This window comes from Companilactobacillus nantensis DSM 16982 (assembly GCF_001435815.1).
Lineage (GTDB): Bacteria > Bacillota > Bacilli > Lactobacillales > Lactobacillaceae > Companilactobacillus > Companilactobacillus nantensis.
Genome location: NZ_AZFV01000047.1, coordinates 1 through 11,653 on the forward strand (window position 1 = coordinate 1; position 11,653 = coordinate 11,653).

General features: G+C 37.8%; 11 protein-coding genes. 5 read left to right on the forward strand and 6 right to left on the reverse strand.

The window, feature by feature from the left end; genetic code table 11:
• Positions 1 to 153 precede the first annotated feature (153 nt).
• The 4 genes from FD31_RS12980 (at position 154) to FD31_RS12995 (ending at position 3,579) form a co-directional block, all read left to right on the forward strand.
• Complete coding sequence (locus tag FD31_RS12980) at positions 154 to 687, forward strand: GNAT family N-acetyltransferase (protein WP_057893211.1); 534 nt, start codon at positions 154 to 156, stop codon at positions 685 to 687.
• Between the two features lie 68 nt (positions 688 to 755).
• Positions 756 to 1,601, forward strand: a complete 846-nt coding sequence (locus FD31_RS12985; RefSeq protein WP_057893212.1) for an aldo/keto reductase — start codon at positions 756 to 758, stop codon at positions 1,599 to 1,601.
• Positions 1,602 to 1,748: 147 nt separating this feature from the next.
• Complete coding sequence (locus tag FD31_RS12990) at positions 1,749 to 2,813, forward strand: baeRF8 domain-containing protein (RefSeq protein WP_057893213.1); 1,065 nt, start codon at positions 1,749 to 1,751, stop codon at positions 2,811 to 2,813.
• 157 nt (positions 2,814 to 2,970) lie between these two features.
• Complete coding sequence (locus tag FD31_RS12995) at positions 2,971 to 3,579, forward strand: NAD(P)H-binding protein (protein WP_057893214.1); 609 nt, start codon at positions 2,971 to 2,973, stop codon at positions 3,577 to 3,579.
• Between the two features lie 64 nt (positions 3,580 to 3,643).
• On the opposite strand, the gene FD31_RS13000 is transcribed toward FD31_RS12995, so the two are convergent.
• Positions 3,644 to 4,213 carry a sugar O-acetyltransferase gene (locus tag FD31_RS13000; protein WP_057893215.1) on the reverse strand — a complete coding sequence of 190 codons (570 nt, stop codon included), beginning with the start codon at positions 4,211 to 4,213 and terminating at the stop codon, positions 3,644 to 3,646.
• Positions 4,214 to 4,580: 367 nt separating this feature from the next.
• Here FD31_RS13000 and FD31_RS13005 point away from each other — a divergent pair, with 367 nt between their 5' ends.
• On the forward strand, positions 4,581 to 5,033 hold the full coding sequence (locus FD31_RS13005; protein WP_057893216.1) for a flavodoxin: 453 nt from the start codon (positions 4,581 to 4,583) through the stop codon (positions 5,031 to 5,033).
• Positions 5,034 to 5,442: 409 nt separating this feature from the next.
• Here the strand turns inward: FD31_RS13005 and FD31_RS13010 are convergent, their stop codons facing one another.
• The 5 genes from FD31_RS13010 to FD31_RS13030 form a co-directional block, all read right to left on the reverse strand.
• Positions 5,443 to 7,254: an oligopeptide ABC transporter substrate-binding protein gene (locus FD31_RS13010; protein ID WP_057893217.1), complete on the reverse strand. Its 1,812-nt coding sequence runs from the start codon at positions 7,252 to 7,254 to the stop codon at positions 5,443 to 5,445.
• A gap of 160 nt (positions 7,255 to 7,414) precedes the next feature.
• The gene (locus FD31_RS13015) at positions 7,415 to 8,365 is read right to left on the reverse strand and encodes an ABC transporter permease (protein WP_057893218.1); all 951 of its coding nucleotides are present in this window, start codon (positions 8,363 to 8,365) and stop codon (positions 7,415 to 7,417) included.
• 14 nt (positions 8,366 to 8,379) lie between these two features.
• The gene (locus tag FD31_RS13020) at positions 8,380 to 9,339 is read right to left on the reverse strand and encodes an ABC transporter permease (protein WP_057893219.1); all 960 of its coding nucleotides are present in this window, start codon (positions 9,337 to 9,339) and stop codon (positions 8,380 to 8,382) included.
• Entirely contained in the window at positions 9,339 to 10,310 is a 972-nt protein-coding gene (locus FD31_RS13025; protein ID WP_057893220.1) for an ATP-binding cassette domain-containing protein, read from the reverse strand. Before FD31_RS13025 ends, FD31_RS13020 begins: the two co-directional genes overlap by 1 nt.
• Positions 10,307 to 11,320: an ABC transporter ATP-binding protein gene (locus FD31_RS13030; RefSeq protein ID WP_057893221.1), complete on the reverse strand. Its 1,014-nt coding sequence runs from the start codon at positions 11,318 to 11,320 to the stop codon at positions 10,307 to 10,309. Before FD31_RS13030 ends, FD31_RS13025 begins: the two co-directional genes overlap by 4 nt.
• Positions 11,321 to 11,653: the final 333 nt, after the last annotated feature.

The following is an 11,653-nucleotide window of genomic DNA, read 5'->3' on the forward strand; positions in this document are numbered from 1 at the left end:
AAATGTCGGTTCCTTTTTTCGTATCATAAATAATTAAAGTCGTTTGAAAGTACCGTTTATCTCCCTTGCAGGGATTTATAAACGGTACTTTTTTGTTATAACAAAAGGTCTATAATATTTACTTAATAAAATCTTTACAAGAAGGCTTTGTGAATGACAAAAATTAGACAAGCAACAGAAACTGATGCAGAGGCTCTGTTAGATATTTACGCTCCGTATGTGACGGATACAACGATTACTTTCGAAGACTTTATTCCGACCATTGCCGACTTTAAGCAACGGATTTGTAAGATCTCAGAAACTTTTCCGTATTTGGTAGCTGTAGACGATGATGATAAAATCTTGGGTTATGCTTACGCTCACCCGTATAAACCACGAGCAGCTTATGCTTGGACAGTAGAAGTCAGTATTTATTTGGATCACAATTATGAAGGTCACGGATTGGGTACTGAATTGTATCAGGCACTAGAAGTAGCATTGCAAAAGCAAGGTGTAGTTAATTTGATGGCTTGTATTACACAAGAAAATGCCAATAGTATTAGATTTCATGAAAAGTGTGGGTACAAAGAAGTCGGAGTTTTCCACAAGGTCGGATTTAAATTCAATCGTTGGTTAGATATTACTTGGATGGAAAAAACATTGAATCCACATGTGGAAAAGATGAAAAAAATAATCCCTTACAAATAGGGTTAAAATGTTTGACTTAGAGTTACCTCTAAGGTTTATGATTCTTTCATAGTGAAGGGAGCATTCTGATGACAAAATTAACTGATACATTTGATATGTATAATGGTGTGAAGATTCCTAAGGTAGCTTTTGGTACATGGCAAATTCCTGCTAACCAAGCAAGACAAGCGGTTAGTGACGCTATCGAAACTGGTTACAGACATATTGATACGGCACTTGTTTACGGTAATGAAAAAGAAGTTGGCCAAGGAATTAAAGATTCAGGCGTTAAGCGTGAGGACTTATTCGTTACTTCTAAATTGCCTGCTGAAACTAAATCATATGATGGTGCTCTAGCAGACTTTGAAACAACAATGAAGAACTTAGATGTTGATTACTTGGATCTTTATCTAGTTCACGCTCCATGGCCATGGGGTGAAATTGGTGCAAATTACGACAAGCAAAATCTTGACGTATGGCGTGCTATGGAAGAAATTTATAAATCAGGTCGTGTTAAGGCTGTTGGTGTTTCAAACTTTAACGTTCATGATCTGGAAAATGTTATGAAGACAGCCACTGTTAAGCCAATGGTTGATCAAATTCAATACTACATTGGATTCACAGAACCTAAGATTACTGAATTTGCTAAAAAGAATGATATTTTGGTTGAGGCCTACTCACCACTTGCTACAGGTGGCTTGATCAATAACCAAGATGTTTTGAAGATTGCTGAAAAGTATAATGTCAGCGTTCCACAATTGGCAATTCAATTTGTTATTCAAAATGACGTCTTACCATTGCCAAAGGCTGTTCATAAGGAACACATCGTTGCTAATACAAAATTAGACTTTGAAATTAGTGCTGAAGATATGAAGACATTGAATGCAATGCCAGATACAGCACCATCACATTTCCACAATCCTACCCAAGGATAATTTAAAAGAACCTAATTCTTTCTTATGAAGTGTTAGGTTCTTTTTTGTACGCAAAAATATAGTTATAAATAGACAGACAAACATATACCATGCTATTCTAATAATATACTAATGATAACGATTAGATTTTAGATAAGGAGATGAACTATGAAATTAAAAAACGATAACTTAATGAAACTTTTTACATCCGATATGGAACCAAAAATCAGCATTATCTTACCGATTCATCCGGAAACTCCTCAGGCAGAGAGTAACTTGCTTGCATACAAAAATCTTCTAAAAGATGTCAAAAAAGACTTAGAACTAAATTATCCACGTCGGGAGTGGAGTAATGCAGTTAAAGACTTAGAATCCCTGATTCTTGATAGGAAACTATGGAATAGCTCTAAAAAAGCCTTATTGATTTTTGCCAACAATGAGAACATGGAAATTTGTGCAATGGAACATACGGTTTTGCCGAAGGAACATGTTGGTAGTACTTTCTTGATTCAAGATCTCTTACTCCCTGAAGAAAATATTAAGAGACCAGATTATTTGCTTAATATCAGCCGTGACCGCATCCACGTCTTTGATATTGATAGTTTAAAAGAGGTTGAATTAGCAGGACTTCACACTAGATTTTCCGATTACTATTCTGATTTTGATGCTAACTCCAATGTCAATTCTGGCTCATATGGTGGTCTGACAGCAACTTATCACGGTCACCGCACTAAGTCAGAAGAGCAGCAAAAAGATCAAATGATTTATTATCAATATTTGGATAAAGAGTTAACTAACTTGCATCAATTACACGGATATACCTTTGTTTTAGCAGGATTGCCTGAAACGTTAGATGTCTATTTAAATTCCCATGAGAATAGTCCATACATCGGTGGCATCATGCGTGGTTCAATTGCCAACTTGTCTCACGCTGATTTAGCCGAAAGAGTCAACGATTACTTTGCCTTTGAGAGAGTTGCTGAAGTAGAACAAGTTAAAAATGATGTTAAAACTGCGAGTCAAAAGAATCGCGTTATCAATGACTTAAGTATTATTGATTTTGCTTTAAACAATCGGGATGTTAAATCATTAGTTTCGTTTAACGACGGTAGTTCATATTCAGTAGAGCACAATAAATTACTGATAAAATCCTTGATCAATAAAATCAATTGTCGCGTTTTATATACACCTGGCGACAATAGTTATCCTAGTATGAATGCAATTTTGTATTAGTTTTGGAGACTGAATTATGAAACTCGGTTTAGAGCCTAAAGAAATAAGCTAGTAATCCATGAGATTACTGGCTTATTTTTGTGTCATCCCAGCAAGATTTTTTAGAAAGAGTTAGGATAGAGGGGTAACAGAGAGGTAAAAATCGGAGGTAGAGTATATGGCAAATGTGTTGATTATTGGTGCAACGAGTTTAATGGGTCAAACTGCAGCAAAATTCTTTTTGGACAAAACTGATGATAATATTACTTTGATGGCACGGTACACTGATCTTTTAACGATTGATGAAAAGCGCGAACGTGTATTTCAAGGAGACATTATCGACGAAAAGATTTTGGATGATGCGATGAAGGGTATTGATGTGGTTTTAGTATCACTCGATAGTAATGAGGAACGTTTGATCCAAAAGATTATTGATGCAATGGATAAAGAGGGCGTTAGTCGTTTCTTATTCATCACATCAATGGGATTATGTAATGAAGTACCAGTTACCAATGGAGCATCTGGTAATTTGAGTGATGAGGAAATTTTAGCACCATATCAACAAGTTGTTGGTGTGATCGAAGATTCCGACTTGAATTACACAATTGTCCGTCCTGTTTGGTTGGATGATGGAACAGATGTTGATAACTATGAAGTAATTGCTAGCGGTAAAAAAGCCGAAACTGATGAAGTTTCTCGTGGCAGTGTAGCTGATTTGATTGTTCGTTTAGCTCACAATAACAAGCTAGGAGCTCATGATAGTTTAGCCGTTAGTCGTAAGGGTTAATAGATATTTTTAAATAAAAAAATGGAGTTGGCAATCAAGATTTGATTACTAACTCCGTTTTTATTTATTCTTTAGGTTTATTTTCTCTTAAGACACGAGCAGGATTTCCGACAACAATGACATTGTCAGGGAATGAATGTGTTACGACAGATCCAGCACCAACGATGACGTTATTTCCCAATGTAACGCCAGGAAGGATGCTAGCACCGCCACCAACCCAAACATCGTTTCCGATTGTAATGGGTGCAACTGTTTCAGCTTCGGTCCGACGAAGTGATGGGTCTAATGGGTGCTGTGGAGTGTAGAGACCGACTTTTGGTCCAAACTTAACATCATTACCGATGGTGATTTTACCTTCGTCACAGATCATTACATCGTGGTTAGCGTAGAAATGGTTTCCAATAGTGATGTTAACTCCGTAGCTAAAGTAAATCGTTGGTTCAACAAAGAATCTATCGCCGACTGATTTCATCAAACTTTTGATCTTGCTGTTACGTTCGTCATTGTTGGCAATACGGTTGTAATCCATCAATTTAACTCGAACGTCGTTGCGTAAGGCAGCTAAGTCCTTTGACTCCAAATATAGCTCCCCGTTGATCATTTGCTGGTACGATGAATCTTCTTCAATATTCATTTTAAAATTAATCTCTCCTCAAAATAGACATATATTAAGCATAGCACAACGACAAAATGCTTGCTTTAAAGGGTACTTTAAGGATTATGATGGTGTTGCCGTCTTCAGAAGCGAGAAAATAGTCACTGGCTGTGCGGACCGGCCTGAGCCAAGGTCTCAGACCTCGGTTTGAAGCCTTGCGAGCAAGTCTCCAAACACGCCCGGTGGTGTAAGAGCTAAAGCTCTAACGCCACTTTCACTGCCTGTGACTATTTTCTCGGTTCTTCCGACTATTGTATTAAAATTGACTGGTTGGTTATATATGAGAATTTAATTATGAATGAGTATATCTTCTAATCAATATTTAAAATAAGTTGAGGGAAATAACATGAAAAAACTAATTATATATTTTTCATTATCAAATAATACAAAAAAGGCTGCTGAAAAGATTCAAGAAATTACTAATGCAGATATGGTTAGATTGGAGCCAATTACGCCTTATCCTGATGGATATTCTAATTATGTTCCAGTTACTCAAAAGGAGTTTGAGAATCAAACACATCCAGCCTTGAAGACACAACTGCCTGATTTGAATGATTATGACACGGTCTATTTAGGATATCCAACTTGGAATGGGCAAGTGCCAATGATTTTTCATACACTGTTTGATAAATATGATTTCAGTGGTAAAACAATTGTTCCATTTACGACTAGTGCTAGTTCATCTGTTGCAGAATCAATGCCGTCAGTAAAGAAATTAGCTATTGATAGTAAAGTTACGGATGGATTTAGATATAACAATGATGATGTACAACTAAGAAAATTTTTGAGTGATAAATAAATGTGAGTACTTCAAATGGATTAATGCGTGAGTAGAATAACATTTGTATACGATGGATAAAAAAATAAAAAAGGAATTAGCCGTAGGTCACAAAAGACTTTGCCAGCAGTGAAGGTGGAGTTAGGACGTTTCGTCCTTACTCCACGGACGTGTTTTGAGATTCGCGTACTTTGCGAAGCTCAAAACCGAGACTTGAGACCTTGGCTCAAGTCGGTCCCACAGCAGGCAAAGTCTTTTGTGACTGTAGGCGGCAGGTTCCCACACAACAAAAAAGCTGAAGCAGCTTGGATCGGGAATTATCCAAGTGTTTCAGCTTTTTCTGAGGTTTTAAACTAACCAATTAGCTATTTTTTTATGTGTGTGTAATATGGGAGAACAGCCAATTAGTCTGAATAATGGAGCCCATTGACTACTTCAGTTTCGAAGAAGTCAATGTAAGGTCGCTGTAGAATTCATTATTAGCAGGACCAAAGTCGAATCCTTTCACACGGTTGTTAACTGGTTGCCAGTTGTATGAGAACTCTTCACCAACAACACCGGCTTGAGAATTCATGTAGTTTTGCCATTCTTTGAAGACCTTAGTACGTGTCTTATCGTTCCATGAAGCTGAATTGTTCATTGCAGAAATCAATTCACTATTCTTCTTTGTTACGAAGTGACCGTAGTTAAATGGAGCTGTATCACCGTACAATTGTGTTTCTGTAGGTTCAGATGATGTTGACCATGCACCTAACCAGATATCCATCTTGTCTTGACTTGGTTTTTGAAGGGTATCGTAGAAACTATTCATTTCCATTGGTTTACCGTTAGTAAATTTAACATTCAAACCAATCTTGTGCCATTGTTGTAGGTAATCTTGATATGTTGCTTCAGTAGTAGCACTACTTGTCATAGCACCGAAGTAGATTGTAAGTGGTTTGCCCTTAGGATCTGAACGCCACTTGCTACCATTACGTTTCTTGTATCCAGCTTCATCAAGTAACTTATTAGCTTTCTTGATGTTTAGTGTGTAACCTTTAGCGCTCTTGTCATAGTACTTAGAGAAGATAGGAGGTAGCAAAGTATTAGCACGTTGCTTGACACCATTACCAAATTTCTTTGTAACTTGATCAATGTTTAGAGCGTACATCATAGCTTGACGTAGGTTCTTGTTAGCCATCTTCTTGTTTGAATCCATAACGTTCTTACCAGTCTTAGTATCGAAGTGACCTAAGTTAAAGGCAAAGTAACTGTATGTGAAGGCTGGTTGACCAACCTTTGTGTAATCTTTAAGGCTCTTCAAGTTCTTGTAATCAGTACCACCAAGTGAACCAGCACCTGAAGGAACAACGGAATCATACTTCTTTGATTGAAGAGCTTTATCAATATTGTTCATTGAAACAACGTTGATTGTGATGTGGCCAATTTGAGCTTTCTTGCCGTAGTAGTACTTGTTTGGTGACCAACTTGTTGATTCACCTTCGACAACTTTATCTAGCTTGTAAGGACCAGTAAAGATAGGGTTCTTACGGATTTGTTCTGATGCAGCAAGTTTAGCAATTGGAACATCTTTGATGTATTCGTAAGGTTCAACATATTGCCAGATATATGAGTTTCCGGCAAACTTCATACTTGGAGCCATCTTCTTGAAGTGAAGAACGGCAACTTTACCATTTTCACCATCAGGGTAAGTAATACCTGAAATAGTGTCAGCTTTACCAGCGTGGTATTCAGCCATACCTTCAAGGTTTTCAAAATCAGATGAATATTGTTGTGAAGTTGAGTTCTTATTACCTAGAACTTCATAAGCATATTCAATATCCTTAGCAGTAACAGGTGAGCCGTTTGACCATTTAGCATTGCTACGAAGTGTGATTGTAGCTGTCTTTGCTTTACGATCAAGCTTTTGGTTAGCCATACCACCATCAACAATCTTGTAGTTCTTGTCGACGTTGAACAAGTTTCCGGAACCACCAGGTGCAAAGGCCTGACTATCTGATTCGTTTGGAGCTAGAGCAGGATCAGTAATACCTTGGAATGGGGCATTGTTGACTAAGGCCAATTTCAAAGTACCATTCTTAGTTGCTGATTTATCAGTTTTATCTGGATTCTTATACGCTGTTTGTAATTTAACGGCAGCGCTTGAGGACTCGCTACTGCTATTGTTTGAACAGCCAGCTAGTGTGATTGCTGCAAGAAAAGTTACGGCAATTGTGGCTAGCTTAGTTTTTGTTTTAACCATATATATTTCCCCTTTGAAAAAATTTTAAAAACTATAAATTTTGCCAAATCCCCTTGTTGAAAGATGAATTGGTTGTAATAAAGAAAGAGAACCAAGAGATGTAATTTGAATGATGGAGGCATCACTTCTTTCAAGTGGCTAAGTATAATTTCAAAAATAATTAAGCATCAATACCGTGACGTTGTGAGGCATCAGCTGACCGACGAACAACTTGTCCAATGTAACTAATTGAGAGACACAAGACGATGATCAGAAGAGCTGCTGGTAACCAAGTCCACCAGTATTGAGTGATATTGTTAGGATCATTGGCATTAGCAATCAAAGTACCAAGTGATGGTGTTTGAATGGGAAGACCAAATCCCAAGTAGGAAAGTCCTGTTTCAACCCCGATATTTTCAGCGAAAGATAAAGTTGTATCAACGATGATTAGGGATGAAATGTTAGGCATGATTTCCTTGAAGATAATCTTAAAATTGCTTGTACCAGATGTTTTGGCAGCAGCAACGTAATCTTTTTCGGACTCAGAAAGCGTTCTGGAACGAATCAGACGCGAGGTACCTTCCCAATAAAAAATTGAGAAAATCAGTGTCAATGTGACGGCGTTGTAGTTTTTGATGATAGTAACTAAAACGATAATCATCATAGTCATTGGCAACATCATCATAAAGTCGTACACACGTTGCATACCCCAGTCGATATAGCCGTTGAAGTATCCGGAGATAAGTCCCCAGCAAATACCGAAAGTTGATGAAATAACTGTCAAACCAATAGCGATACCGATTGAATTTCTAGCACCAACGATTAATTGTTGACCAACGGATCGTCCACCAGTATCAGCTCCGAGTAAGAATCCGTTCGTTCCGGGCGATGCGTTGTAATTCATGATGTCTGTTTCCATCATCTTTGGTGTATTGATGAAAAGTGAAGCAATCATGACGAACAAGATAAATCCGATGACAATAACTAAAGCTACCATGGCTGGTTTATCAGCTTTGAACTCGCTCCAGATAATTTTAGCTGAGGAAGGAGTAGCTTCATCTTGGGCTTCTTTGGAAAGTCGCTCTAGGTCGGCCGCTGAAATTTTTGAATGTCTATTTAAATTTTCTTCCATAATTGACGGCCCCCTTATTGGATTCTGATTCTAGGATCAACGATACTTAGGATGATATCTGAAAGTAGGGTACCTAGAAGATTCAAGATTCCGTAGATTAAAACCAATGCGGTGATAACAGTGTAATCACGGTAACTAATTGAGTTAATGAAGAGTAATCCCATACCAGGGTAAGAGAAGACGGTTTCGGTAAATAGGGAACCATTCAACAAACCGGTAATGGAGTAACCTGCAAAGGCTGCAATTGGTAACAATGAATTTCTAAAAATATGATGTCTGTAAATATCTTTTTCAGGAACACCTTTCGAACGAGCTGTTCTGACATAATCTGAACGTTTAGCATCGATAACTTCTGAACGAAGGTATTGAACAACGTTGACGGTTCCGAATAATGCTCCCAAAACACCAGGTAACAAGATATGGTAGAAACGGGAACCAATTGATGGCAAACCCGGATTGGCGGTTGATGAAATTGAACCAGTTGTTGGGAACCAGCCAAGTACGTAACCGAAAATCCAAACACCGATAACTAAGATAACGAAGAAAGGAATACAGAAAGTTACGTAAGTGTAAACTCTGATAATTGAATCAGGTAATTTTCCTTCGTGCTTAGCAGCGTACATACCCATTGGTAAAGCAAAGCAATAAGTTAAAACAGTCGTGAATAATGCTAACCAAAGTGTATTAACAGCCCGACTACCAATTAAACGGGTAACAGGTTCTTGATATTGGTAACTATTTCCTAAATTACCGTGGAACAAGTGGACGACCCAGTTCCAATATTGTTGATACCAAGGATCGTACAAACCATTGATTTTCATCAAGTGGTGCAATTGTGCTGGATCAGCTTTAGGGTTGATGGAACCAGTGAATGGATCACCAGGCATCGCTTTAGCTAGTAGGAAAACTAAAATACTAAGAATAATAACTTCAGGAATCATAATTAAGATACGACGGAGAATTGTTTTCCACATTATGCTTGCACCTCGCCTTCATGTTTTAGTTGATCAACCAAGTCTTCAGGTAATGCGACTGAATGTGTTGGTGTGATTTGGACTAGTGGGTAAGCTAAGCCATCTTTGTCGTAATATTTATCTTTTTGTTCGCGATAAATTTCTTCGACTTTCAAACGTTTAGCACGGTGTTCCGCACGATTGTTGACGTTTGTTTCTGGAATGGCAGCTAGGAGTCGTTTAGTATAAATATGCATTGGGTGATTATAAATATCATCCTTGGTACCAATTTCAACTAAACGACCATTGTTCATGATGGCGATGTTGTTACACATGTGTCTGACAACACCTAAATCGTGGGAAATGAATAAATAAGAAATACCAAATTCACGTTGAATTTTTTTCATAAAGTTAAGCACTTGAGCTTGAACGGATAAGTCCAAGGCTGAAACTGGCTCGTCAGCGATGATTAACTTGGGATTGGTAGCAACAGCACGAGCGACACCAATACGTTGCCTCTGACCACCTGAGAACTGATGTGGGTACTTATAAAGCGCGTCAGCATCGAGTCCAACGATATCGAGCAATTGTAAAACTCGTAATTTTTCTTCGTTTTTGTCGAGGTGTTCAAAATTTCTTAATGGTTCAGCGATGATATCTTCAATTCTTTTTCTGGGATTCAAACTGGAAAGAGAGTCTTGGAAAATCATTTGCACATCGTGATTGTAATCGAGACTCTTGCGATTTGCTTTTTTGGTAATATCTTTTCCCTTGTACATAATCGAACCGCTAGTAACTTTTTCGAGACCAACAACTGATTTACCAGTCGTGGATTTTCCTGAACCTGATTCACCAACAAGTCCGTATGTTTCACCAGCTTCGATATTGAAACTGATGCCATCGACCGCTTTAACTGAATCAGTGATTCGGTTCCAAAAACCAGAACGGATAGGGTAGTGCACGGTTAAATCTTTAATTTCAACTAAGCTCATGCAGATGCACCCCCTTGTTCATCAGGAAACTTGAATGATTTGTAACAAGTACAACGAACCAAATGTCCTGATTCAACTTCATGCATAGTTGGTTCAGCTTCGTGGTCATCGTCTGACATCCAAGGAATTCTTGGAGCAAAACGATCACCAGTGCTAGGCATCTTTTGTAATGAAGGAACATTTCCTTTAATGACATACAGATCATCGTTTTCCTTGTCGAGTTGAGGCATGGATCTTAACAATGAACGAGTGTAGGGATGTTTTGGCGAATTGAAGATTTGTTCAACGCTACCTTCTTCAACAATTTGACCAGCGTACATAACGGCCACACGGTCAGCAGTTTCAGCAACAACCCCTAAATCGTGGGTGATAAGAATAATTCCGGCGTGATTTTCTTTTTGAATTTCACGAAGAACATCAAGAATCTGAGCTTGAATCGTTACATCCAAAGCAGTTGTTGGTTCGTCAGCGATGATTAAATCGGGCTTACAAGCAATGGCAATCGCAATGATGACACGTTGTCTCATCCCACCAGATAACTCATGTGGAAATTGATGAGCAGTTCGTTTGGGATTGACGATACCAACTTGGTCAAGCAATTCCAAAACTCGTTGATGTTTTTGCTCATCGGAGAAATCAGTGTGATAATCCATAACTTCACTAATTTGATCTTCAACTCGTTTTAATGGATTCAAAGCGGAAAGTGGATCTTGAAAAATCATGCCGATTTTAGCGCCACGGAATTGGTTATAGCCATTTTCGTCAAGCTTCAAAAGGTCGGTGCCTTCGAAATCTACTTCCCCGGTAATTTTTGTTTCTGACGGATCGTGTAGTCCCATGATGGTGGTTGCTAAAGTACTTTTCCCACAACCAGACTCACCAACAATGGCAAGAATTTCATCATGATGTACTTCTAAGTTAATATGAGAAATAGCATCATAATACTTACCTTTGATCTTAAAAGCGGTACTAACGTCCTTAATATTTAAAAATTGTGATGTAGACCCCAAGATATTCCCCTCCTGGTTTTTAATTTATCTCTTATTCTCCCTAACCACTGTTAAGTGGCATACACACAGATGTTTGAATTGAGATTGGTTTGATTGATGTTGATTATAATTAATTAAAATTTAATTTACAACCCCAATTATTAAAAGAATATTAAAAAGATTAATAAATATACAATTTGTCTTAATAAGGCAATATTGGCATTTAAATAAGCCGTTACAATTATTTGTAAGCACTGCCATTGAATGTTTTAAAGGAAGTGACACAATATTTTAGATTGAGATTGTCAGCGTTACAACGGTAATAAATATAAAAAGGGGCTGTGACAAAAGTCC

Bases quoted from the DNA above. Each gene is read 5' to 3' on its own strand.
- FD31_RS12980 (WP_057893211.1), top strand. From the start codon at position 154: ATGACAAAAATTAGACAAGCAACAGAAACTGATGCAGAGGCTCTGTTA.
- FD31_RS12995 (WP_057893214.1), top strand. From the start codon at position 2,971: ATGGCAAATGTGTTGATTATTGGTGCAACGAGTTTAATGGGTCAAACT.
- FD31_RS13000 (WP_057893215.1), bottom strand. From the start codon at position 4,213: ATGAATATTGAAGAAGATTCATCGTACCAGCAAATGATCAACGGGGAG.
- FD31_RS13005 (WP_057893216.1), top strand. From the start codon at position 4,581: ATGAAAAAACTAATTATATATTTTTCATTATCAAATAATACAAAAAAG.
- FD31_RS12985 (WP_057893212.1), top strand. From the start codon at position 756: ATGACAAAATTAACTGATACATTTGATATGTATAATGGTGTGAAGATT.
- FD31_RS12990 (WP_057893213.1), top strand. From the start codon at position 1,749: ATGAAATTAAAAAACGATAACTTAATGAAACTTTTTACATCCGATATG.
- FD31_RS13025 (WP_057893220.1), bottom strand. From the start codon at position 10,310: ATGAGCTTAGTTGAAATTAAAGATTTAACCGTGCACTACCCTATCCGT.
- FD31_RS13010 (WP_057893217.1), bottom strand. From the start codon at position 7,254: ATGGTTAAAACAAAAACTAAGCTAGCCACAATTGCCGTAACTTTTCTT.
- FD31_RS13015 (WP_057893218.1), bottom strand. From the start codon at position 8,365: ATGGAAGAAAATTTAAATAGACATTCAAAAATTTCAGCGGCCGACCTA.
- FD31_RS13020 (WP_057893219.1), bottom strand. From the start codon at position 9,339: ATGTGGAAAACAATTCTCCGTCGTATCTTAATTATGATTCCTGAAGTT.